This is a genomic window from Hydrogenophaga sp. FW305-3-2-15-A-LB1 (assembly GCF_058787875.1).
Genome location: NZ_JBYTAE010000011.1, coordinates 1 through 22,737 on the forward strand (window position 1 = coordinate 1; position 22,737 = coordinate 22,737).

The 22,737-nt window shown below is 69.5% G+C and carries 24 protein-coding genes; 11 read left to right on the forward strand and 13 right to left on the reverse strand.

All coding sequences use genetic code 11. From position 1 onward, the window contains the following. Positions 1–24: 24 nt before the first annotated feature. The 4 genes from AC3WPZ_RS04935 to AC3WPZ_RS04950 all read right to left on the reverse strand — a co-directional run bounded on the left by AC3WPZ_RS04935 (position 25) and on the right by AC3WPZ_RS04950 (position 1,762). Positions 25–426, reverse strand: a complete 402-nt coding sequence (locus AC3WPZ_RS04935) for a response regulator transcription factor (RefSeq protein WP_382322126.1) — start codon at positions 424–426, stop codon at positions 25–27. Between the two features lie 169 nt (positions 427–595). Further along, entirely contained in the window at positions 596–907 is a 312-nt protein-coding gene (locus AC3WPZ_RS04940) for a BON domain-containing protein (protein WP_382153665.1), read from the reverse strand. 114 nt (positions 908–1,021) lie between these two features. Further along, on the reverse strand, positions 1,022–1,462 hold the full coding sequence (locus AC3WPZ_RS04945; protein WP_444687574.1) for a BON domain-containing protein: 441 nt from the start codon (positions 1,460–1,462) through the stop codon (positions 1,022–1,024). A gap of 60 nt (positions 1,463–1,522) precedes the next feature. Then, the gene (locus AC3WPZ_RS04950) at positions 1,523–1,762 is read right to left on the reverse strand and encodes a CsbD family protein (protein WP_382153670.1); all 240 of its coding nucleotides are present in this window, start codon (positions 1,760–1,762) and stop codon (positions 1,523–1,525) included. Between the two features lie 212 nt (positions 1,763–1,974). Here AC3WPZ_RS04950 and AC3WPZ_RS04955 point away from each other — a divergent pair, with 212 nt between their 5' ends. Both AC3WPZ_RS04955 and AC3WPZ_RS04960 read left to right on the forward strand, forming a co-directional pair. Continuing rightward, positions 1,975–2,607 carry a response regulator gene (locus tag AC3WPZ_RS04955; protein ID WP_291111933.1) on the forward strand — a complete coding sequence of 211 codons (633 nt, stop codon included), beginning with the start codon at positions 1,975–1,977 and terminating at the stop codon, positions 2,605–2,607. A 157-nt stretch (positions 2,608–2,764) separates the two neighbouring features. Beyond that, a complete protein-coding gene (locus AC3WPZ_RS04960; protein ID WP_382153673.1) occupies positions 2,765–2,929 on the forward strand; it encodes a DUF1328 domain-containing protein in 165 nt (54 codons plus the stop codon). A gap of 73 nt (positions 2,930–3,002) precedes the next feature. Here AC3WPZ_RS04960 and AC3WPZ_RS04965 read toward each other — a convergent pair whose 3' ends face one another. The 3 genes from AC3WPZ_RS04965 to AC3WPZ_RS04975 form a co-directional block, all read right to left on the reverse strand. After that, positions 3,003–4,349: a PQQ-dependent sugar dehydrogenase gene (locus AC3WPZ_RS04965; protein ID WP_492438432.1), complete on the reverse strand. Its 1,347-nt coding sequence runs from the start codon at positions 4,347–4,349 to the stop codon at positions 3,003–3,005. Between the two features lie 78 nt (positions 4,350–4,427). Beyond that, complete coding sequence (locus AC3WPZ_RS04970; protein WP_492435544.1) at positions 4,428–5,606, reverse strand: MFS transporter; 1,179 nt, start codon at positions 5,604–5,606, stop codon at positions 4,428–4,430. 7 nt (positions 5,607–5,613) lie between these two features. After that, on the reverse strand, positions 5,614–6,345 hold the full coding sequence (locus tag AC3WPZ_RS04975) for a helix-turn-helix domain-containing protein (RefSeq protein WP_492438434.1): 732 nt from the start codon (positions 6,343–6,345) through the stop codon (positions 5,614–5,616). Between the two features lie 141 nt (positions 6,346–6,486). On the opposite strand from AC3WPZ_RS04975, the gene AC3WPZ_RS04980 reads away from it, so the two are divergent. The 5 genes from AC3WPZ_RS04980 to AC3WPZ_RS05000 all read left to right on the forward strand — a co-directional run bounded on the left by AC3WPZ_RS04980 (position 6,487) and on the right by AC3WPZ_RS05000 (position 11,454). Next, on the forward strand, positions 6,487–8,442 hold the full coding sequence (locus tag AC3WPZ_RS04980) for an MFS transporter (RefSeq protein ID WP_492438436.1): 1,956 nt from the start codon (positions 6,487–6,489) through the stop codon (positions 8,440–8,442). Between the two features lie 127 nt (positions 8,443–8,569). Beyond that, a complete protein-coding gene (locus AC3WPZ_RS04985) occupies positions 8,570–9,061 on the forward strand; it encodes a YiaA/YiaB family inner membrane protein (RefSeq protein ID WP_382322121.1) in 492 nt (163 codons plus the stop codon). Between the two features lie 41 nt (positions 9,062–9,102). Continuing rightward, positions 9,103–9,558: a hypothetical protein gene (locus tag AC3WPZ_RS04990; protein ID WP_382328141.1), complete on the forward strand. Its 456-nt coding sequence runs from the start codon at positions 9,103–9,105 to the stop codon at positions 9,556–9,558. Further along, positions 9,555–10,355, forward strand: coding sequence for a DUF2145 domain-containing protein (locus tag AC3WPZ_RS04995; RefSeq protein WP_492438439.1), 801 nt, complete (start codon positions 9,555–9,557; stop codon positions 10,353–10,355). Before AC3WPZ_RS04990 ends, AC3WPZ_RS04995 begins: the two co-directional genes overlap by 4 nt. Before the next feature lie 28 nt (positions 10,356–10,383). Further along, positions 10,384–11,454, forward strand: coding sequence for a serine endopeptidase (locus tag AC3WPZ_RS05000; RefSeq protein ID WP_492438441.1), 1,071 nt, complete (start codon positions 10,384–10,386; stop codon positions 11,452–11,454). Here the strand turns inward: AC3WPZ_RS05000 and yiaA are convergent. The 4 genes from yiaA to queA form a co-directional block, all read right to left on the reverse strand. Beyond that, a complete protein-coding gene (gene yiaA / locus AC3WPZ_RS05005) occupies positions 11,451–11,891 on the reverse strand; it encodes an inner membrane protein YiaA (protein ID WP_492438443.1) in 441 nt (146 codons plus the stop codon). The two genes, AC3WPZ_RS05000 and yiaA, sit on opposite strands and share 4 nt — an antisense overlap. 65 nt (positions 11,892–11,956) lie before the next feature. Beyond that, positions 11,957–13,129, reverse strand: coding sequence for a tRNA guanosine(34) transglycosylase Tgt (gene tgt / locus AC3WPZ_RS05010; RefSeq protein ID WP_444687569.1), 1,173 nt, complete (start codon positions 13,127–13,129; stop codon positions 11,957–11,959). A 25-nt stretch (positions 13,130–13,154) separates the two neighbouring features. Beyond that, on the reverse strand, positions 13,155–14,372 hold the full coding sequence (locus AC3WPZ_RS05015) for a PQQ-dependent sugar dehydrogenase (protein ID WP_382322118.1): 1,218 nt from the start codon (positions 14,370–14,372) through the stop codon (positions 13,155–13,157). Positions 14,373–14,383: 11 nt separating this feature from the next. Then, a complete protein-coding gene (queA, locus tag AC3WPZ_RS05020; RefSeq protein WP_492438445.1) occupies positions 14,384–15,490 on the reverse strand; it encodes a tRNA preQ1(34) S-adenosylmethionine ribosyltransferase-isomerase QueA in 1,107 nt (368 codons plus the stop codon). 70 nt (positions 15,491–15,560) lie between these two features. Between queA and recG the strand changes: the two genes are divergently transcribed. The 4 genes from recG to ubiA are packed head-to-tail and all read left to right on the forward strand — an operon-like array spanning position 15,561 to position 20,095. Then, the gene (gene recG, locus AC3WPZ_RS05025; protein ID WP_492438447.1) at positions 15,561–17,657 is read left to right on the forward strand and encodes an ATP-dependent DNA helicase RecG; all 2,097 of its coding nucleotides are present in this window, start codon (positions 15,561–15,563) and stop codon (positions 17,655–17,657) included. A 55-nt stretch (positions 17,658–17,712) separates the two neighbouring features. After that, positions 17,713–18,672, forward strand: coding sequence for a hydrogen peroxide-inducible genes activator (locus AC3WPZ_RS05030; RefSeq protein WP_382153707.1), 960 nt, complete (start codon positions 17,713–17,715; stop codon positions 18,670–18,672). Between the two features lie 36 nt (positions 18,673–18,708). Next, positions 18,709–19,212, forward strand: a complete 504-nt coding sequence (locus tag AC3WPZ_RS05035) for a Dps family protein (RefSeq protein ID WP_291111885.1) — start codon at positions 18,709–18,711, stop codon at positions 19,210–19,212. Positions 19,213–19,222: 10 nt separating this feature from the next. Continuing rightward, a complete protein-coding gene (gene ubiA / locus AC3WPZ_RS05040; protein WP_492438449.1) occupies positions 19,223–20,095 on the forward strand; it encodes a 4-hydroxybenzoate octaprenyltransferase in 873 nt (290 codons plus the stop codon). Positions 20,096–20,368: 273 nt separating this feature from the next. Here the strand turns inward: ubiA and proC are convergent, their stop codons facing one another. After that, the gene (proC, locus tag AC3WPZ_RS05045; RefSeq protein WP_492438451.1) at positions 20,369–21,199 is read right to left on the reverse strand and encodes a pyrroline-5-carboxylate reductase; all 831 of its coding nucleotides are present in this window, start codon (positions 21,197–21,199) and stop codon (positions 20,369–20,371) included. A 22-nt stretch (positions 21,200–21,221) separates the two neighbouring features. Next, positions 21,222–22,715 (reverse strand): glycerol kinase GlpK, encoded by a 1,494-nt coding sequence (gene glpK / locus AC3WPZ_RS05050; protein WP_492438453.1) that lies wholly within the window; start codon positions 22,713–22,715, stop codon positions 21,222–21,224. Positions 22,716–22,737: the final 22 nt, after the last annotated feature.

Here is a 22,737-nt window from a genome sequence, read left to right on the forward strand (position 1 = left end):
GGGCATTGGAGGGGCGGGCCGGACCTACTGAAGACCGCCGGGCGCGGTGGCCGAGCCGTCGGAAATGCGTTCGCAATAGGCGATCAAGTCGTCCAGTTCGCACGACTTGTCGAACACCCGGTCCGCCCCCAGCAACGCGCAGCGCTTGCGGATATCGGGTGTGGCGTAATTGGTGAGCACCACCCGGCGCGCCGGCACATTCGACTCCTGGGCGGCTTTCAGCACACCCAGGCCCGAGCCGGTGACCAGGAAGATGTCGATGATCATGAGGTCGAACCGATCCCCCTGTTGCAGCCAGTGCACGGCCGTCTCTTCGTCGCTGGCGTGCCCGACCACTTCCACATTGGCCAGCTCTTCCAGCGTGGACACCAGGTTCTCATAGATGACCTTGTTGTCCTCGACGATGTAGGTTCTGAGCGGCGACATGGGGCAGGCGGGCGTGAGCGTTCCAAGGATATCCGGTGCGGGCGAATGGCATCCAGGATGCCTTCACGCACAAACGCGGCCATCTTGCCGCGCCTGTGCGTTCCCGCGCCTTCACGGCCGCTGATTTTCGTGTAGGCGGAATCCTACACGCGGCGGCCGTCGCTCGCGGTCAGCGGACCGCGATGTCGTTCTTGACGGATTTCACCCCGTTGACTTCACGCGCCAGGCGCTCGGCCGCGCTCTTTTCACCGGCGGACTTGGCAAAACCCGAGAGCTGCACCGTGCCGTTGAGGGTTTCCACATGGATGGAGGTGGCGGCCACGACCGGATCCTTGGCGTAGGCGGCCTTCACCCGGGTGGTGATGGTGGCGTCGTCGACGTAGGCGCCGACGGTCTGTTGATCGCGGGCCACGGCACAGCCGGTGATCTGAACGACGGCGGTGGCGGCGGCAATGGCCAGCAGGGTGTGTGACAGTTTCATGGGATTCTCCTCGGGGTTGGGTTCTTGGAGCGACCGGCGAGCCCCTGTGGACGGGGCCCGCCGGTGGCGGTGGTGGTCATTTGAAATTCAGAGAGAGATGGGTCTGGGGGCTGGTCAGCCCTTGGCCTCGACGGTCAGGCGGTTTTCCACCTTCACCACGCCTTCGACGGCAGCGGCCAGGACGGTCGCGCGATCTCGGGCGGCGGGGTCGGGTGCGGTGCCCTTGAGTTCCACGTGGCCATTGGTGGTGTCCACGTTGATCTTGAGCGCACTCAGTTGCGAGTCGCCGGCCAGGGCGGCATTCACCTTGGCGGTGATGGCCACGTCGGCGGCGCCCATGGCGATCTTGTCGGCGGCTTCGTTGCCGGCGGCCTTCACGTCCTGAGCGGCGTTGTTGGCATCGGCGCGCAGTTCAGCGCCCGCTGCCTGGGTTTGCTCCACCGTGCTGTCCATGCGCTGGCCCACGGTTTCGTCTTCCTTCTGGCCACAGGCCACGATCAGGCTGGTGGCCATGGCGGCGGCCGCGAGGGCCGCGAGTCGGGTGTTGCGTTTCATGATGTTGTCCTTTCAGATCGCCGGTCAGGCCGACGAAGGTGAATGAAGCAAATTCGCAGGTCAGTGCGGCTTGCGGTCGTTGGGGTTTTCGAACCAGTCGTCGCTGACGCGGCGTTCCCAGTCCGCCACCTGGCGTTCGGCTTCGTCCTTGGCCACGCCGTAGCGCTCCTGGATCTTGCCGGTGAGCTGTTCACGGCGGCCGGCCACGACGTCGAAATCGTCGTCGGTGAGCTTGCCCCACTGCTCGACCATCTTTCCCTTGACTTGTTTCCAGTTGCCTTCGATGCGATCCCAGTTCATGGCGACTCCTTGTGGTTGGGTTGCAGGTACCGGTCAGAAGACCGTGGAGTCACTGTAGGAAATCCGCCGGTTGCCGGATGTCGGGCGGCGGGCCGAGCGTGTGTAGGACATGGCCGATGCGCGGGGCGGGGTTGTAGGAGCCGTCTGACTGCCCCCGGGGAGCCGGCCTGTTAAATTGCTTGCGGCCCCCACCAAAGAGCATCAAGGACACCATGATCAAAGTCGGAATCGTTGACGACCACGCCATCGTGCGGTCGGGCCTGCGCCAGTTCCTGAGCGAACACGTGGACCTGAAAGTGACGGGCGAGGCCAACAACGGCCGTGAGGCCCTCGAACTCGTGCGCGGGGGCGAGGTGGACGTGCTGCTGATGGACATCTCCATGCCCGACCACAGCGGCGTGGACGCGCTGCAGGCCATCAAGGCGCGTTTTCCCGATCTGCCGGTGCTCATCCTCAGCGGCTTTCCCGAGGCCCAGTACGCGACCACGCTGCTGCGCTACGGCGCCAGCGGCTACCTGAACAAGGACTGCGCGCCCGACGACATCGTCACCGCCATCCGCACCGTGGCGCGCGGCCGGCGCTACATCAGCCCGGCCGTGGCCGAGCTGCTGGCCGACAACGCCGCGGGCGATGCCGAGCGCCCGCCGCACGAGCTGCTGTCGGAGCGCGAGCTGCAGGTGTTCCTGCGCCTGGCCAAGGGCGAGACCATCGGCAACATGGCCGAGTCCATGTTCCTGAGCATCAAGACCGTGAGCACCTACCGCACGCGCGTGCTCGAGAAGCTCAAGCTCACGAGCAACAGCGACCTCACCTACTACGCGCTGAAGAACGGCCTGATCCAGTAGGCGGCGCGCGCGCGAAGTGTCGGTGCCGTCCTACGAGACAACGGCGCTCGGGCTTGCAGCTTTCGAGCACCGGTGTCCCTACAGTGAAGGCATCACAACGGTGGTCGTTGTGAACCCACCAAAAGGCCGGACCACCGGCCTCACACAGGAGCCCACCATGCTGCACTACGCCGTGGTTTTCTTTGTCATCGCCCTGATTGCCGCTGTGCTGGGCTTCGGCGGCATCGCCGCCAGCGCGGCCGGCATCGCCAAGCTGCTTTTCGTGGTCTTCCTGGTCATGGCCCTGGTCTCGATCGTGGTCGGCCTGATCCGCAAGCGCTGACGAGCCATTCCGCTCGCTTCACCGCGATGAGGGCCCGACCGGTGTCTGCCGGTCGGGCCTTCGTTTTTTGGCGTCAGCGTTCGCTGCTCACGCGCCAGACCACATTGCCCGCGTCGTCGGCCACGAGCAAGCCGCCGCGCCGGTCGATCGCCACGCCCACCGGCCGGCCCTGGGCCTTGCCATCCGCATTCAGGAAGCCGGTCAGCACATCGACCGGCATGCCGGCGGGGCGGCCCGCCTGGAAGGGCACGAAGATCACCTTGTAGCCGCTGTGCGGCTGGCGGTTCCACGAGCCGTGCTGGCCGATGAACATGCCCTCGCCCACGAACGGCGCGGGCAAGGCGCTGCCACTGGACGAAGCCAGGCCGAGCGACGCGGTGTGCGGGCCCAGCGCGTAGTCGGGTGCGATTGCCGTGGCCACCAGCGCGGGTTGCGGCGGCTGCACGCGCGCGTCCACATGCTGGCCATGGTAGCTGTAGGGCCAGCCGTAGAAGCCGCCGTCGCGCACCGAGGTGAGGTAGTCGGGCACCAAGTCGCTGCCGAGCTCGTCGCGCTCGTTCACCACGGTCCACAGCGTGCGGCCCGAGGCGTCCCAGGCCATGCCCACGGGGTTGCGCAGGCCGGTGGCGAAGAGGCGGTGCGCGCCCGTGGCCACATCCACCTGCCAGATCGCGGCGCGGCCTTCTTCGGCGGCCATGCCGCGCTCGCCCACGTTGCTGTTGGAGCCCACGCTCACGTAGAGCCGCTGCCCGTCGGGGCTGGCGATCAGGCCCTTGGTCCAGTGGTGGTTGATGCCGGCCGGCAGGGCCACCAGCGGGGTGCCGGGCGCGCCGATGGTGGTGTCGCCCGTGCGGTACGGAAAGCCGAGCACCGCGTCGGCGTTCGCCACGAACAGGCGCTCGCCCACCAGGGCCATGCCGAAAGGTGAGTGCAGGCCGCTGAGCAGCACCGAGCGGAACTCGGCCACGCCGTCGCCGTCGGCATCGCGCAGCAAGGTGACGCGGTTCGCGCTGGGCACGGCCGCGCCCGCGCGCTTCATGAACAGGCCGGTGACCCAGGCCTTGAAACCGCCCCCGCTGCCTTCCGGCTTGGGGGGCGCGGCAGACTCGGCCACCAGCACGTCGCCGTTGGGCAGCACCAGCAGCCAGCGCGGGTGCGCCAGGTCGCGCGCGAAGGCCGTCACGCGCGTGCCCGGCGCGGGGGTGGGCGCTGCACCACTGGGCCAGCCGACGACGGGCGCCACGTTCACCGTGGGGATCAGGGTCTTGTTCGGTGCCGGCAGGACCGGGTTCGGGCCCGTGCCCTCGGCCACGCTGTGGCGGGCCGATTCGGCGCAGGCGCCGAGCGCCAGCAGCGCGGTCAGGCCCACGGCGGTGCGGGCGCGCCAGTTCGGCGGAGGAAGCAGGTTGGGCCGGGGCATGGGGTTCTTCGTGGCGGGTGGGTTTCCACGGTAGGACCTGTGCCCGGCCCGGTCTGTTCGCCAGCGCACGCGCCGTGCTCAGCGCGCGCGGGCGTCCTCCCGCCAGAGCGGGCGCAAGGCCCACAGCCCCAGCGCGGGCCCGACCGCCAGCCAGGGCAGCAGCGCGCCCAGCGGCACGTGTTCGGCCAGGGACACGAACAGCAGGATGCTCGCGATGGAGATCGCGAAGCCGATGCTGTTGGTGAGCGTGAGCACGCTGCCCACGGCCTGCGGTGGTGCATTGCGAGCGGTCAGCGTGGAGAACTGCGGCGAGTCGCCCGAAACGGTGATGCCCCAGAGCAGCAGCCAGCCGATGAACAGCGGGGTCGGCGCGCCCAGGGCCCAGGGCGCGGCGAGGCAGCAGGCGCCGCTGAGCGCGAGTTGCGTGCCCGCCACCCGCGCGCTGCCCCAGCGCGGCGCGAGCCAGCCCCCGCCCGCGCAGCCGATGGCGCCCGCGCCCAGCACGAGGAACGCGGTCCAGGAAAGCCCCGTGCCCTCGAAGCGCGTGGCCAGCACCAGCGGCACCATCACCCACATGGTGTAGAGCTCCCACATGTGGCCGAAGTAACCGAGCACCGAGCTGCGCACGCGCGCATCCGTCCACAGCGTGGCCAGGGCGCGCCATTGCAGCGTGGTCACGCGCTGGGCTGCGCCGGGCGGGTCGCTGGTGCCGAAGAACAGCAGCAGGCCGCCCGCGGCGGCCAGCGCCGCCACGCCCAGCATGAGCGTGGGCCAGGGCAGGGCGCCGCTGAGCGCGCGCAGCGCGTGCGCGCTGGCCGAGCCCAGCACCAGCGCCCCGATGAGCAGGCCCAGCGCACCGCCCAGGCCGCGCGTGTACCACTGCGCCGCGATCTTCATGCCCACCGGGTAGATCCCGGCCAGGAAAAAACCGGTGGCGAAGCGCCAGACCAGCAAGGCGGTGTGGTCGCGAACCATCCACCAGGCCCCCACGGTGCAGGCCGCACCGGCCAGCGAGCACACCAGGAACACGAGGCGCGGCGCGAACCGATCGGCGATGGCCAGCAGCGCGAACACCAGCGTGCCGGCGATGAAGCCGAACTGCAGCGCCGAGGTGAGCGTGCCCACCGCGCTGGTGGGCCAGCCCAGCTCGCGCTGCAGGTCGGGCATGACGGCGTTGACCGCGAACCAGAGCGAGGTGCCCAGGAACTGGGCCAGCACCAGCACGGGCAGGATGTGGCGGGGCACGGAGGTGTTCATGCCGGCCTCAGCGCCGCAGCTGTGTGAAAGCCTCGAACTCCCAGCTGCGCATCGCCAGCACCAGCGTGTAGCCCTCGCGGTCCTTCTCGCTGAGCTTCTGGTCGGTCTGGTGCTGCTGCGCGAAGTCCTGCGCGACGCGCTGCAGGCGCTCCAGGAAGGCCGGCGCCAGCGTGCGGCTGACCGATCCGTGCACCAGCATCACGCCTTCGCCGCTGCCGTCGAAGCCGCCGGCGAAATAGTCCAGCAGCGCGTGCTCGCGGAAGTAGTTCATCACCGGGCCATGAGGGCGCCAGCGGAAGGTCTTGGCCAGCTTGAGGCGGTAGCGGTTGAGCGGGCGCAGCTCGATGATGCCGATGCGGTCGAGCTGCACCAGGTACTTCACGCACTCGGCCTCGCTCAGCCGGTACTGCGCGGTCATCTGCTCCAGCGTCCACTGGCTGAGCACGCAGATGGCGACGAGCAGCAGCTTCTTGTCGGCCACCACCGCGCGTTCCTGGTCCTGCGACATCTCGCGCAGCAGGGGCTGGGTGTCGGCCACGCGCCGCGACAGCTCCGCGAAATCCAGCTTCAGGGCGCGGCAGATCTCGTCCACGCGCGAGAGCGACATGTCGCCGCCGGCCAGCATGCGCTTGACGCTGGACTCCGCCATGCCGATGGCCTGCGCCAGGTCGGCGTAGGTCATCTGCGCGGCCTTCAGTTCCTTCTTGAGCGCGAGAACGAGGTCGGTGGTGGTGCTCATGGGGTGTCCGGTATCGAGATGCGGTACTTGGGGTTTGGTCTGGATCGACTGTATCGGAAGACGATGCCCGATGGGGTGGGGAGCATGACACTGCGCCGTGCGGCAGAATCCGCCGCACAAGCCCAACAGGAGGAGATGCACATGAGCCCATCCACCGCCACGTCCGCCGTGGCCCATCCGTCTCACGCCCCGGCCCACGAAGGCGGCCAGTTCGCGCTGCTGGGCCAGCGCCGCTTTGCGCCGTTTTTCTGGACGCAGTTCCTCGGCGCGGCGAACGACAACCTGTTCAAGTTCGCCTTCACCGTGCTGGTGACCTACCAGCTGCAGGTGGCCTGGCTGCCACCCACCCTGGCCGGGCTGGTGATCGGCGCCCTGTTCATCCTGCCTTTCCTGCTGTTCTCGGCCACCAGCGGCCAGCTCGCCGACAAGTACGACAAGAAGACGCTGATCGTCTTCGTGAAGCGGCTGGAGGTGCTCATCATGGCCCTGGCCGCGTGGGCCTTCTTCAGCACGAACATCGTGCTGCTGCTGGCCTGCACCTTCCTCATGGGTCTGCATTCCACGCTGTTCGGCCCGGTGAAGTTCGCCTACCTGCCGCACCACCTGGGCGAGCGCGAGCTCACCGGCGGCAACGGCATGGTGGAGATGGGCACCTTCGTGGCCATCCTGCTGGGCAACCTGGCCGGCGGCCTGATCATCGCCGTGCCCGAGATCGGCGCGCACCATGTGGGCTTCAGCTGCGTGGCGCTGGCCGTGCTCGGGCGGGTGACGGCGCATTACGTGCCCGCCACGCCCGCCACCGACCCGGGCCTGAAGATCAACTGGAACCCCTTCACCGAGACCTGGCGCAACCTGAAACTCGCGCACGGCAACACGGTGGTGTTCCGCTCGGTGCTGGGCATCAGCTGGATGTGGTTCTTCGGCGCGGTCTTCCTGAGCCAGTTCCCCAGCTTCGCCAAGGAGGTGCTGCACGGCAACGAGCAGGTGGCCTCGCTGCTGCTCATCGTATTCTCGGTCGGCATCGGCACCGGCTCGCTGCTGTGCGAGGTGCTCTCGCGCCGGCACGTGGAAATCGGCCTCGTGCCGCTGGGCGCCATCGGCATGAGCGTGTTCGCCATCGACCTGTACTTCGCCTCGCGCGGCCTGCCGCCGGTGGCCAGCCAGGGCGTGGCCGAGTTCATGGCGGTGCCGGGCCACTGGCGCGTGCTGGTCGACCTGACCCTGCTCAGCCTGTTCGCCGGCCTGTACAGCGTGCCCATGTACGCGCTGATCCAGATGCGCAGCCAGCCCACGCACCGCGCGCGCATCATCGCGGCCAACAACATCCTCAACGCGCTGTTCATGATCGCCAGCGCGCTCATCGCGGGCGCCCTGCTCGGCGCGGGCTTCACGATCCCGCAGATGTTCCTGCTGGTGGGCCTGGCCAACGCGGTGGTGGCGTTCTACATCTTCATGCTGGTGCCCGAGTACCTGCTGCGTTTCGTGGCCTGGGTGGCCTCGCGCTGCGTGTACCGCTTCAAGGTCACGGGCGACATGCACATCCCCACCGACGGCGCGGCCGTGATCGTCTGCAACCACGTGAGCTTTGTCGATGCGGTGCTGCTCATGGCCGCGAGCCCGCGCCCGATCCGCTTCCTGATGGACCACCGCATCTTCCGCGTGCCGGTGCTGGGCGCGCTGTTCCGGCTGGCCAAGGCGATTCCGATCGCGCCGCAGAAGGAAGACGCGGCGGCCTACGAGGCCGCGTTCGACGCCGCCGCCGCCGTGCTGCGCGAGGGCGAGCTGCTGGCCATCTTCCCCGAAGGCGGCATCACGGCCGACGGTCAGCTGCAGCCGTTCAAGGGTGGCGTGATGAAGATCCTCGAACGCGCCGAGGCCGATCGTCTGCAGGTGCCGGTGATCCCGATGGCGCTGACCAACCTCTGGGGTTCCTTCTTCAGCCGGGTCGAGGTGCGCCACGGCGAGAAGACCGCCATGGTGCGCCCGTTCCGGCGCGGCCTGTTCAACCGCGTCGGGCTGAACGTGGGCGAACCGATGCCGTCTTCGGCCGTGACGCCCGAGGCCTTGCAGGCGCGCGTCGCCCAGCTGCTGCGCTGATGGGTTGATCGGGTATCGAAAATCGATACTCGATCAGCCATTTTTCGATACAGGTCGAGTTTCCCGGGTCTTTCGAGGCGCGCCAGCGGCACCATCGCGGCTCCTCAACAACCCCAAGGGTTTCCACATGGCCTCGAACCGTTCTTCCCTCATCGTGATGCGCGACACCCGTGCCTGGCAACTGCAGGTGTGGGTCTCGTTCGGTGTCGCCGTCTTCCTGTGCGCCACCGGCCTGGCCTGGCTGCCGGGGCAGTCGCTGGACCGCGCGTTCATGGTGATGGGCTACGTGTTCTGTCTCTCGACCGTGTTCGTGCTGTCCAAGGCGGTGCGCGATGGCCAGAAGGCCGCGCTCAGTGGCGAGGCCGAAACGCCGATGTGGCGCATCGTGGTCTGGGGCGGTTTTGCCGTCGCCATGGGCCTGACCGGCTGGGGCCTGATGCGCATGGAGATCAACGACACCTACCGCGCCTACCTGGGCGTGAGCTGGCTCTACCTCGTCACCTCGGCGTTCACGCTGGCCAAGACCCTGCGCGACCGCCACGAGGCCGACCTGAGCGAGGCCCAGATTCGCGGCCGTCAGCAGGCGATGCAGGAACGCGCCGCCGGCACCGCCGAATGAACCGACCCACCCCTTCTTTTCTTTTCCAGCCGGAGTCTTCCATGAACACGTTCAAACTGAAATCGATGTCGCTGCTCGCCAGCGTCTGTCTGGCCTTGTCCCTGGCCAGCGCCCCGGCCCGGGCGCAGAGCGAGGCCTCGGCCGCGCTGTCCCTGCTGCCGGTGGCCTCCGTGGTCGTCACCGCCTCGGCGGGCGCGGCGGCCGTCAGCGTGCTGCCGGTGGCGTTCTCCACCGCCGGCGCGGTGCTGGTGGTGAAGACGGTGGAGAGCACCGCGCGCGGCACGGTCTATGTGCTGGAACGCGCTTCCGACGGCGCCCGCGCCAGCGTGGAGGTCGCCGGGCGCGCGGCCTCGGGTGTGGTGGTCGGCGTGGGCACCGTGGTGGCGGTCAGCGTGATCGGCACCGGCGTGCTGCTCTCGGCGGCCGGCGAGGTGCTGGCCTTCATCCCCAACGAGCTCGGCCGCGCCCTGCTGCACAACGAACGGGTGACGCAATGAAGGCCGCGCTGTGTTTCGCTTGTGGATGCGCTGCCGCGTTGATGCTCACGGCGGTGGCCCACGCCGGCCGCTCCTGCGACCAGAAACCGCTCACCGCGCACACCATCGAGCAGGGCATGGCGCTGGCGCAGCGCACCGCGCAGGCGCTGGACGCCGAGCACGCCCGCAGCGGCGCGCGCGTGGTGGTGTTGGCCCGCGCCGGGCAGGACCTGAGCAAGTACCAGCTGCGCTACTCGCACCTGGGCTGGGCCTACAAGACGGCGCAAGGGCCCTGGCGCGTGCTGCACAAGCTCAACCAGTGCGGCACCGCCACCGGCGACCTGTACCGCCAGGGCCTGGGCGAGTTTTTCCTGGACGACCTGTGGCGCCAGGAAGCCGCCTGGGTGGTGCCGGCACCGGCCCTGCAGGCGCCGCTGTTCGAGCTGTTGAACGACCCCCGGCGCTCGGTGGCCCTGCACGCGCGGCCCTACAACCTGGTGAGCTACGCCTGGGGCCAGCGTTACCAGCAGTCCAACCAGTGGGCGATCGAAACCCTCGCGATGGCGGCCGAAAGCGGTGTCGGCACGCGCGAACAGGCCCAGGCCTGGCTGCGTTTCAAGGGCTACCAGCCGACCACGCTCAAGCTGGGCGCGTTCACGCGGCTCGGCGCGCGCGCCGGCACGGCCAACGTGGCCTTCGACGACCACCCGAACGAGAAGCGGTTTGCCGACCGCATCGAGACCGTGACGGTGGATTCGGTGTTCGAATGGCTCTCTCGCAGCGGCATGGCGTCCGCGCCGCAGGCGCAGGCGTTGTAAAACGGTGCAACTTTCTGGAGGACTGAACATGGGCAAGGCATTGCGTTGGTCGGAGAAGTGGTTCCACCGAGGCCTCTGGCTGGTGGCCTTCGTGTTCGCGTGGTTCCTGGTGGGGCTGGGCAGCACCATCGTGGGCGACCTGCCGCAGGTCGAGCAGCAGCGCACGCTCGACGACTTTCTGGACCCGCAGCGTGCGCCGCAGGTTCGGCAGGTCATCGAGACCGCGCAACGCAGGGCGCGCGAGGCCCAGGACGCGCTCGATCAGGCGCAGCTTCAGCACCAGGCCGCGCAGGCCAACCACCGCGCGGCACGCGACACCTTCGGCAACTGGTTGAATACCCGCCAGGCCACGCAGCGGCCCGAGCAGGACCCGGAACTGATCGAGCGCACGCGGCAGCTCGACGGTTACCGCCAGGCCGAGCGCGAGGCGCTCGCGGCGGTGGAGTCACAACGTCAGGCAGCGCTTGACGCGCGGCAGGTGCAGCAGCGCGCCCAGGATGAACTGCAGCAGATGCAGGAAGACGCGCGCCAGTCCTACGAATCGGCCCAGCGCGCGCAGGAGCTGCGCGTGTTCCTCTACCGCCTGGCGCTCACGCTGCCCCTGCTGGTGGTGGCGGGCTGGCTGTTCGCGAAGCAGCGCAAGAGCACCTACTGGCCCTTCGTCTGGGGCTTCATCTTCTTCGCGCTGTTCGCGTTTTTCGTCGAGCTCGTGCCTTACCTGCCGAGCTACGGCGGTTATGTGCGCTACATCGTGGGCATCGTGCTCACGGTGATTGGGGGGCGCTACGCGATCCAGGCGCTGCAGCGTTACCTCGAGCGCCAGCAGCAGACCGAGGCGCTGCCCGATCGGCAGCGCCGCCAGGAGCTGGACTACGACCTCGCGCAGACCCGCCTGGCCAAGGGCGTGTGCCCGGGCTGCGAGCGCGCGGTGGACCTGAAGGACCCGAAGAACGACTTCTGCCCGCACTGTGGCATGGGCCTGCACAACCACTGCACGGCCTGCCAGGCGCGCAAGAGCGCGTTCGCGCGGTACTGCTACTCGTGTGGTGAACCGGCGGCGCGGGTCGAGGCGCCGGTGGTGGGTGCGCCCGGGGCTTAGCGCACCGTGGGGATTTCGTCGTCGATTGGCGTTTCGGTCTTGAACTGGGCCGCGTCGCGGATGTTCTTCTGCACCGTGACCGAACCGAACAGCGAGAGCAGGAAGGCCATGGCGTAGAAGCCCTTTTCGCTGTTGGCTAGCGTGGCGTTCCACAGGCCCACGGTCAGCAGCAGCACGGCCAGGCCCAGCGACAGCCAGCACAGGCCGTAGTAGATGCCGGTCACGGGAATGCCTTCGAGCCGGTCGCGCACGGACTTCTGCAGCGAGACGGCCGAGAACAGCCCGTACATCAGCAGCGTGAAGTAGTAGCCCTTCTCGTTGAGCTGCATCTGGGCGTTCCACAGGCCCGAGAGGTACGTGATGGCGCCGACCAGCATGGCGGCCCAGGCGGCCGCCACGAAGGCGCCCGTGGGCTTCTGGATGTGTTGTTTGGGCATGGGAATCCTCCTCCTTGGTTTTGGATTCGCCACTGTAGTGGATTCGGCGCCCCGGGCGCCGCCCGCTAGACCCCGCGCGCGCGATCGGTCTTGAACTTCGCCTGGAAGGCGCTGAAGGTGCCGGCGTCCAGCGCCTCGCGCACCTCGCGCATGAGGTTCAGGTAGTAGTGCAGGTTGTGGATGGTGGTCAGCATGGGGCCGAGCATTTCGCCGCAGCGGTCCAGGTGGTGCAGGTAGGCGCGGCTGAAGCCGTCGCGCCCGCCGTCGGCCCAGCTCACGCCGCTCTGGCCCGCGCAGGCGTGGCAGGTGCAGGTGGCGTCCAGCGGCTGGTGGTCGGTCTTGTGGCGCGCGTTGCGGATCTTCAGGTCGCCAAAGCGCGTGAACAGCGTGCCGTTGCGCGCGTTGCGCGTGGGCATGACGCAGTCGAACATGTCCACGCCGTCGGCCACGCCCTGCACCAGGTCTTCGGGCGTGCCCACGCCCATGAGGTAACGCGGCTTGTGCGCTGGCAGTCGGTGCGGCGTGTGCGCCATGATCTGCAGCATCTGTTCCTTGGGCTCGCCCACGCTCACGCCGCCGATGGCGTAACCAGGGAAGTCCATCTCGACCAGTGCGTCCAGCGACTCCTGGCGCAGGTGCTCGAACATGCCGCCCTGCACGATGCCGAACAGCGCGTTGGGGTTCTCCAGCCGCGCGAATTCGTCCTGCGAGCGCTTGGCCCAGCGCAGGCTCATCTCCATGCTCTTGCGCGCCTCGGCCTCGGTGGTGAGGTGGCCGTTGGTCTCGTAGGGCGTGCACTCGTCAAGCTGCATCACGATGTCGCTGTTCAGCCCGGTCTGGATCTGCATGCTGACCTCGGGCGACATGAACAGCTTGTCGCCGTTGACCGGCGAGGCGAAGGTCACGCCTTCTTCGGTGATCTTGCGCATCGCGCCGAGCGACCAGACCTGGAAGCCGCCCGAGTCGGTGAGGATGGGTTTGTGCCATTGCTCGAAGGCGTGCAGGCCGCCGAAGCTTTGCATCACCTCGCGGCCCGGGCGCATCCAGAGGTGGAAGGTGTTGCCCAGGATGATCTGCGCGCCCATGTCGTGCAGGCTTTGTGGCATCACGCCCTTGACGGTGCCGTAGGTGCCCACGGGCATGAAGATGGGGGTCTGCACCACGCCGTGGTTGAGCGTGAGGCGGCCGCGGCGCGCGTGGCTGTTCGGGTCGGTGGTGAGCAGGTCGAACTGGAGCATGGTGGGTCTCTTGGGGGACGGGTGTTCAGGGTGGGCTGGGCGCGATCACGATCACGCTGCGGTTGCGGTCTTCGACGATCCACAGGCGGCCCTCGGCGTCGAGGGTGATGCCGGCGGGGGTGCCCAGCGGGCGCACGCCCACCTGGGCGTGCCAGCCGCTCACCAGGTCTTCGCGCGCACCGCCGGGGCGGCCGTGTTCGTCGAGCCGCCAGGCCACGACGCGGTGGCCGCCCGTGCGGTAGCCATGCCAGACGGCGAGCAGGCGACCGGCGAACGGACCGGTGGTGAGGGTCTGGGGCGCGCTGAGCAGTTGCAGCGGGGCCACGTGCGCCGGCCAGGCCGCGTGGGCCGCCGTGTGCGTGGCGCAGCGTGCCCGGCCTTCGTAGCCGCGCGCCGGCACGGCCTTGCCGCGCGCATCGCTCACGCAGTAGGGCCAGCCGTAGGACGCGCCTTCTTTCAGTTCGTTGAGTTCCTCGGCGGGCAGTGCCGCGTCGGTGTAGTCCACCGAGTTCTCGGCCTGCCACAGGCGCACCGTGCCGTCGCGCGCGCTCGTGCTGGCCAGGCCGAGCGAGTTGCGCAGGCCGGTGGCCAGGGGCTGGAAGCTCTGCAGCGCGAAGTCCGCGCCGCCGAAGCGGGCCACGTAGACCGCGGCGCGCGGCTGCGGGCCGGTGAGTTCGGGGCAGGGTTGAGGCTGCTGCTGGTCGTCGCCCCGGCAGGCGTCGGTGACCGAGCCCAGGTTGACCAGCAGGCGGCCATCGGGCGTGAAGGCCAGTTCCTTGAGCGGGTGCGCGCCGCCGGTGGGCAGGCCGGTGATCACGTCCTGCCGCTGCAGCGCCTCGCCCACCGGCGTGCGCCACACGGTGCCGGCTTCGCCGATGTAGACGCGGCCGTCCGGCCCCAGGGCCAGGCCGTGCGGGCGGTCCAGGCCGCTGGCGAGCACGCGCACGCGCCCGGCCTCGCCGCGCGCGAGGTCGGTGCGCAGCTCCAGCAGGCGGCCTCGGCGCGGCTCCCAGTTGCCCATGTCGATGATCCAGAACCGGTGCGGCGCCACGGCCAGCAGGCGGCGCGGCATGCGCAGGCCATCGCGCGCATCGGCCACCAGGCCCGCGCACCAGCCATCGGGCACCTTCAACGCGATGCCCGGGTGGCCGTCGCAACGGCCCTTGGCCGCATACAGGGGCTGGGCGGCCGGCGCGGCGGGGGGCAGCAACAGGGCGAGCAGGGCCAGGAGCAGAGGGCGCATGGTGAGACGGTTCAGGCGCGGCGCAGCAGCATGGCGTCGCCATAGCTGAAGAAGCGGTAGCGCCCGGCGATGGCGTGGTCGTACAGCGCGCGGATGCGGTCGTAGCCGGCGAAGGCGCTCACCAGCATCATCAGCGTGGACTGCGGCAGGTGGAAGTTGGTCACCATCAGGTCCACCACGCGGAAGCCGAAGCCCGGGGTGATGAAGATGTTGGTGTCGCCCTGGGTCTCGCCCGAGCGCGCCCAGCTTTCCAGCGTGCGCACGGTGGTGGTGCCGACCGCCACCACGCGGCCGCCGCGCGCGCGGCAGTCGGCGATGGCTTGCAGCGTTTCGGGGGGAATGGCGTAGCGCTCGTGGTGCATCACGTGGTCTTCGATGCGCCCGGCCTTCATGGGCGCGAAGGTGCCCGCGCCTACGTGCAGGGTGACGCTGGCGCGGCGCACACCGCGCGCGTCGAGCGCGGCCAGCACGGCCTCGTCGAAGTGCAGGGCGGCGGTGGGCGCGGCCACCGCGCCCGGCACGCGCGCGAACACCGTCTGGTAGCGGCGCTCGTCGTCGGCCTCGTCGGCGTGGGTGATGTAGGGCGGCAGCGGCACGTGGCCGTGGCGCGCCATCAGGTCGTAGGGCGTGTCACCGGCCGGGCCGTGCAGGCGGAAACGGAACAGCTGGCCCTGCTCGTCGGGCCAGCGACCGAGAAAGACCGCGTCGAACCCGCCGCCCTTCAGGCCGCCGGCCATGTGCAGGCGGCCGCCGGGCTGGGGCTTCTTGCTCACGCGCAGGTGGGCCACCACCTCGTGCGCCGTGCCGTCGCTGGCCTCGTGGGGCAGCAGCACGCGCTCGATCAGCATTTCCAGCTGGCCGCCGCTGGCCTTCTGGCCAAAGAGGCGCGCCTTGACGACCTGGGTGTCGTTGAACACCAGCAGGTCGCCGTCGTTCAACAGGGCGGGCAGCTCGCGGAACACGCGGTCCACCGGCGCGGGGCCGGTGCCGTCGAGCAGGCGCGAGGCGCTGCGCTCGGGTGCGGGGTGCTGAGCGATCAGCTCAGGGGGGAGGTGGAAGTCGAAGTCGGCGACGGTGAAGGGGCGCGCGACGGTGTCGGGGAAAGAAGAAGCGGTCATGCTGCTTGAGGGCCGAACAAGGCCCGTGCCAAGTGAAAAGGAGGGGTTGGGAACCGGGCAGAATTGTCCCATGCCCGACGCCACCCCTGCCCGCAAGCCCCTGTCTGCCCCTCAGAAGGCCTTGCACAAGCTCGGGTTGGTGCGCGACATCGACCTGGCCCTGCACCTGCCCCTGCGCTACGAGGACGAGACCCGCATCGTGAGCCTGCGCGGCGCGCGCGATGGTCAGCTGGCGCAGATCGAGGGCACGGTGACGAACAGCGAGATCAGTTTTCGCCCGCGCCGCCAGCTGCTGGTGACGCTGGACGACGGCACCGACACCTGCACGCTGCGTTTCTTCACCTTCTACCCGGCGCACCAGAAGACGCTGGCGGTGGGCGAGCGGGTGCGCGTGCGCGGCGAGCTGCGCGGCGGCTTCCTGGGCTGGACCATGGTGCACCCGGCGTTCCACGCGGCCGGTGGCGAGCTGCCTGACGCGCTCACCCCCGTCTATCCCACCAGCGCGCAGCTGCCGCAGGCCTACCTCCGCAAGGCCGTGGCCAGCGGCCTCAAGCGCGCCGACCTGAGCGAGACGCTGCCGCCCGCGCTGCTGGGCGGCCTGCAGGCCGTGGTGCGCGGCACCTGGACGCTGCGCGACGCGCTGCAGTACCTGCACCACCCGGGGCCGGACGTGTCGCTCGACGCGCTGGAAGACCGCAGCCACCCGGCCTGGCAGCGCCTCAAGGCCGAGGAATTGCTGGCGCAGCAGCTCTCGCAGTTCACGGCCAAGCAGGAGCGCGCCGCCTTGCGCGCGCCCGCCCTGCGTGCCGCGCCGGGCGGGCTGCACGAGCAGCTGCTGGGTGCGCTGCCGTTCGCGCTCACCGCCGCGCAGCGCCGCGTGGGCGAGGAGATCGCGCGCGACCTGCTGCGCCAGGTGCCCATGCACCGGCTGCTGCAGGGCGATGTGGGCTCGGGCAAGACGGTGGTGGCGGCGCTGGCCGCCGCCATCGCCATCGACGCGGGCTGGCAGTGCGCGCTGATGGCGCCGACCGAGATCCTCGCCGAGCAGCACTTCGCCAAGCTCATCGGCTGGCTGGAGCCCTTGCTCGCGCCGCTGGGCAAGCGCGTGGCCTGGCTCACCGGCAGCCAGAAGAAAAAGCAGCGCGGCGAGATGCTGGCCCTGATCGCCAGCGGCGAGGCCGCGCTGGTGGTGGGCACGCACGCCGTCATCCAGGACCAGGTGGTGTTCAAGCACCTCGCGCTGGCCATCATCGACGAGCAGCACCGCTTCGGCGTGGCGCAGCGACTGGCGCTGCGCAGCAAGGTGGGCGTGGCGGAAGACGGCACCGAGCAGGAGCCGCACCTGCTGATGATGACGGCCACACCGATTCCGCGCACGCTCGCGATGAGCTATTACGCCGACCTCGACGTGTCGACCATCGACGAACTGCCGCCCGGGCGCACGCCCATCGTCACCAAGGTGGTGGCCGACAGTCGCCGCGCCGAGGTGATCGAGCGCATCCGCGGCCAGCTCGGGCAGGGCCGGCAGGTCTACTGGGTCTGTCCGCTGATCGAGGAGAGCGAGGCGATCGACCTCTCGAACGCCACAGCCACGCACGCCGAGCTGTCGCAGGCCCTGCCCGGCGTGCTGGTCGGCCTCTTGCATTCGCGCATGCCGGTGGCCGAGAAGAAGGCCGTGATGTCGCTGTTCACCGGTGGGCAGATGGGCGTGCTGGTTTCCACCACCGTGATCGAAGTCGGGGTGGACGTGCCCAACGCCTCGCTGATGGTGATCGAACACGCCGAGCGCTTCGGCCTGTCGCAACTGCACCAGCTGCGTGGGCGCGTGGGGCGCGGCGCGGCGGCCTCGGCCTGTGTGCTGATGTACACGCCGCCCGATGGCGGGCGCCTGGGCGAGACCGCGCGCGAGCGCCTGAAAGCCATGGCCGACACCAGCGACGGCTTCGAGATCGCGCGCCGCGACCTGGAGATCCGGGGCCCGGGCGAGTTCCTCGGTGCGCGCCAGTCGGGTGCGCCGCTGTTGCGCTTTGCCGATCTGGCGACCGACACCCACCTGCTCGACTGGGCGCGCGAGGCCGCGCCGGTGATGCTCACCCAGTACCCGGCGGCGGCGGAAAAACACATCGCGCGCTGGCTCGGCGGCAAGGCCGAGTACCTGAAAGCCTGAGTGAATGGCTGAGGCGCCCTGCACGCCGCGGGCCACGGGCGCAAAATAGCACCCCATGACGCTCACCGAACTCAAGTACATCGTGGCCGTGGCGAGGGAGAAGCACTTCGGCAAGGCCGCCGAGGCCTGCTATGTGTCGCAGCCCACGCTGTCGGTGGCCATCAAGAAGCTGGAAGAGGAACTCGAGCTCAAGATCTTCGAGCGCAACGCCACCGAGATCGCGGTGACGCCGCTGGGCGAGGAGATCGTGCGCCAGGCGCAGACCGTGCTGGAGCAGGCCGCCGCCATCAAGGAGATCGCCAAGCGCGGCAAGGACCCGCTGGCCGGGCCGCTGCGGCTGGGCGTGATCTACACCATCGGCCCCTACCTGCTGCCCGACCTGGTGCGCCACGTCATCGACCGCACGCCGCAGATGCCGCTGATGCTGCAGGAGAACTTCACCGTCAAGCTGCTGGAACAGCTGCGCCTGGGCGAGATCGACTGCGCCATCCTGGCCGAGCCCTTTCCCGACACCAACCTCGCGATCGCGCCGCTGTACGACGAGCCCTTCCTGGCCGCCGTGCCGCACACCCATCCGCTGGCGAAGCAGGAGCACATCACCAACGAAGAGCTCAAGCGCGAGACCATGCTGCTGCTGGGCACCGGCCACTGCTTCCGCGACCACGTGCTGGAGGTCTGCCCTGAGTTCGCGCGCTTCTCGAACGACGCCGAAGGCATCCGCAAGAGCTTCGAAGGTTCCTCGCTGGAGACGATCAAACACATGGTCGCCGCCGGCATGGGCGTGACGCTGGTGCCGCGCCTGTCGGTGCCGTCCTCGGCGCTGGACGGCGCGAGCGCGCCGGGCCAGGACTTCGGCGACTCGTCCTACGTGCGTTACCTGCCGTTCCAGGGCGAGGCGCCCACGCGGCGCGTGGTGCTGGCCTGGCGGCGCAGCTTCACGCGCTACGAGGCCATCGCCGAGCTGCGCAACGCCATCTACGCCTGCGAGCTGCCGGGCGTCAAACGCCTGTCCTAGTTTTTCCTTTCCATTCACCATCCCAAGGAGCACACCATGGCCAAACCCCGAGGCACCGTCACCGCCCCCGCGATCAACATCGGCATCGGCGAGAAGGACCGCGCCGCCATCGCCAAGGGCCTGTCGCAGCTGCTGGCCGACACCTACACGCTGTACCTGACCACGCACAACTTCCACTGGAACGTGACCGGTCCGATGTTCACGTCGTTGCACACCATGTTCATGACGCAGTACACCGAGCTGTGGAACGCGGTCGATCCGGTGGCCGAGCGCATCCGCTCGCTGGGTCACGCGGCGCCGGGCAGCTACGCGCAGTTCGGCAAGCTCAGTTCGGTGCCCGATGTGCCGGCCACGCCGCCCAAGGCGCTGGAGATGGTGCGCATCCTGGTGCAGGGCCACGAGGCGGTGGCGCGCACCGCGCGCCAGCTGTTCCCCGTGGTGGAAAAGGCGGGCGACGAGCCCACCGCCGACCTGCTGACGCAGCGCCTGACGGTGCACGAGCAGACCGCCTGGATGCTGCGCTCGCTGCTCGAGGAGTGATTCGCCTGCCATGGTTGCCGCCACCTCGCCCGCGCCGTCGCGCCTGTCGCTGTACCTCGACCTGATCCGCTGGAACCGGCCCGCGGGCTGGCTGCTGCTGCTCTGGCCTTCGCTGGCCGCGCTGTGGGTGGCCGCGGGCGGTTTCCCGGGCTGGCACCTGCTGGCGGTGTTCGTGCTGGGCACCATCCTCATGCGCAGCGCGGGCTGCTGTGTGAACGACGTGGCCGATCGTGAATTCGACAAGCACGTCAAGCGCACGGCGCAGCGCCCGGTCACCTCGGGCAAGGTCTCGACGCGTGAGGCGCTTGCGGTGGGCGCGGTGCTGGCGCTGGCGGCCTTCGGGCTGGTGCTCACGACCAACACGCTCACGGTGCTGATGTCGTTCGCCGCGCTGGCGATCACGTTGATCTACCCCTATGCCAAGCGCTATGTGTCCATGCCGCAGGCGGTGCTGGGTGTGGCTTTCAGCTTCGGCGTGCCGATGGCGTTCGCGGCGGTGCAGTCGCAGGTGCCGCTGCTGGCCTGGGTGCTGATGGTGGGCAACCTGTTCTGGGTGCTGGCCTACGACACCGAGTACGCGATGGTGGACCGCGACGACGACCTGCGCATCGGCATGAAGACCTCGGCGATCACGCTGGGCCGGGCGGACGTGCCCGCTGTCACGGGTTTCTACCTGGTGTTCCTGGCGATCTGGACGGCCGCGCTCTGGGCGGTGGTGAATCCCTGGGTCTGGGGCGCCATGCTGGTGGTGGCACTGGCCCAGGTGGTCTGGCACTTCGGCCTGATCAAGGAGCGCACGCGCGAGGGCTGCTTCAAGGCCTTCCGGCTCAACCACTGGTTGGGCTTTACCGTGTTTGTGGGCGTGGTGCTCGGGTTGCTTTGAGTTTCGATCGTTGGACCTCGCGGCCGGCGGGCGCGGTGTGCTCTGCTCCGCGGCTGTCCCCCGGCGGCTGGTGCCGCCTCCTCCTTTACGCCGCTGCGCAGAACACACCACGCCCACCGGCGCAGGAGCGGCTTTCTCGTTTGTGACACCCGCTCGCGGATGCGGCGTGCTCTGCGCAGCGGCGTAAAGGGGGAGGCCGGCGCAGCCGGCCGGAGGACAGCCGCGGAGCAGAGTGCGCCGTGTCCGCGAGCAGCGAGAGAAACAACGTAACGTTTACTTCCCGAACTCGCGCCCAAGCTCCTCGGCGCGTGTCTGTGCCGCGAACAGCGCCTCCTCGAACTTCGTCTTCACGCCGGCGGCATCCAGAGACGTGAGCGCGGCGTAGGTCGTGCCCCCCTTCGACGTCACGCGCTCGCGCAGCGTCTGCGGCGGGTCGTCCGAGCGCTGGGCCAGCGTGGCCGCGCCGACGAAGGTGCCCACCGCGAGCTGGTAGGCCACCTCGGGCGGCAAGCCCATGCGGGCACCCGCGTCGCGCATGGCCTCGAGGAAATAGAACACGTAGGCCGGGCCCGAGCCCGAGAGCGCGGTCACGGCGTCCAGCTGGGCCTCCTCGGCCACCCACACCAAGTCGCCAGTGGTCTTCACCACGGCCTCCACCAGCGCGCGGTCGGCGTCGCTGGCGCCCGCGCGGGCGAACAGGCCGGTCATGCCCAGACCGACCAGGGCCGGGGTGTTGGGCATGGCGCGCACGATGCGCTGCGTCTGCAACCAGCCGGCCATGCTCTCGCTGGTGATGCCGGCGGCCACGCTCAGGTGCAACGCCTCCTTCAGGTGCGGCGCGCTGGCCAGCGCGGCTTCCTTGAAGGTCTGCGGCTTCACGGCCCAGACCACCAGGCCCGAGGGCTGGAGCGCGGGGCCGGCCGCCGGCAGCACGCTGACGCCGGGAAACTGCCGCGCGAGCTTGGCGCGCTGTTCGTCCCAGGGCTCGACGATCTGCAAGGCGCTGGCGGGGTGGCCCTGGCGGACCAGGCCGCCGACGATGGCGCTGGCCATGTTGCCGCCGCCGATGAAGGTGATGGTGGGGTGGGTGGAGGTGTTGCTCATCGCGCCATTGTCGCGCGTCGCATCAGGGCGCGACGGTCTGGCGCACGGCGTGTTCCCACTGCGCCATCTTCTCGGCCGCGCGCTCGCGCGAGAGCGTGGGGTGGAAGGTGCGTTCGGCGCGCCATTGTTTCGAGAGTTCGTCCAGCCCGCCATAGACGCCGCTGTGCAGGCCGGCCAGGTAGGCCGCGCCGAGCGCGGTGGTTTCGATCACCGCCGGCCGCACCACGGGAATGCCCAGCAGGTCGGCCTGGATCTGCATCAGCAAATTGTTCGCGCAGGCGCCGCCGTCCACGCGCAGTTCGCTCACCGGCACACCGCCGGCGGCCAGCGCGTCGCGGCTCATGGCGTCGAGCAGGGCCGCGCTCTGGAAGGCGATGCTCTCCAGCGCGGCGCGCGCGATGTGGGCCATGGTGGTGCCGCGCGTGAGGCCGGTGATGCTGCCGCGCGCCTCGGGTTGCCAGTAGGGCGCGCCCAGGCCGGTGAAGGCGGGCACCAGCACCACGCCGCCCGCGTCGGGCACGCTCTCGGCGAGCGACTGCACTTCGCTGCTGGAGGGGATCGCCTTCAGGCCGTCGCGCAGCCACTGCACCACGGCGCCGCCGATGAACACGCTGCCCTCCAGCGCGTACTGCTGTGGCCCGGGTGGTTGGGCGGTGGCGGTGGTGATGAGACCGTTCTCGCTGACCTGGAAACGTTCGCCGGTGTGCATCAGCATGAAGCAGCCGGTGCCGTAGGTGTTCTTGGCCATGCCGGCGGTGAAGCAGGCCTGACCGAAGAGCGCGCTCTGCTGGTCGCCGGCCACGCCGCCGATCTCCAGCGGCGCGCCCAGCCACTCGGCCTTCATGCGGCCGAAGTGCGCGCTGGAGGGCAGGGCCTCGGGCATCAGGCGCTTCGGGATGTCGAGCAGGGCCAGCAGCTCGTCGTCCCACTCGCGCGTGTGCACGTTGAAGAGCATGGTGCGCGAGGCATTGCTCACGTCGGTCACGTGGCGTTCGCCGCCGGTGAGCTGCCAGATCAGCCAGCTGTCCACGGTGCCGAAGGCGAGCTCGCCGCGCTCGGCCTGCTCGCGCGCCCCGGGCACGTGGTCCAGGATCCACTTGAGCTTGGTGCCGGAGAAGTAGGCGTCGATGCGCAGCCCGGTCTTCTGCAGCACGGTGTCGCTCGCGCCGCGCTCGCGCAGTTCGGCGCAGGTGTTCTCGGCGCGCCGGTCCTGCCAGACGATGGCGCTGTACACCGGCTCGCCGGTCTGGCGGTTCCACACCAGTGTGGTCTCGCGCTGGTTGGTGATGCCCACGGCCTGGATCTGGTCGGCGCGCAGCTTCGCCTGCTTCAAGGCCTCGCGCGCGGTCTCCAGCTGCGTCTGCCAGAGGTCGCGCGGGTCGTGCTCGACCCAGCCCGGCTGCGGGTAGATCTGGCGGAACTCGCGCTGCGCCATGGTGACCACGCGGCCCTGGCGGTCGAACACGATGCTGCGCGAGCTGGAGGTGCCCTGGTCGAGGGCGAGCAGGTAGGTCATGGCGTCTTCCGGGAGAACAGTG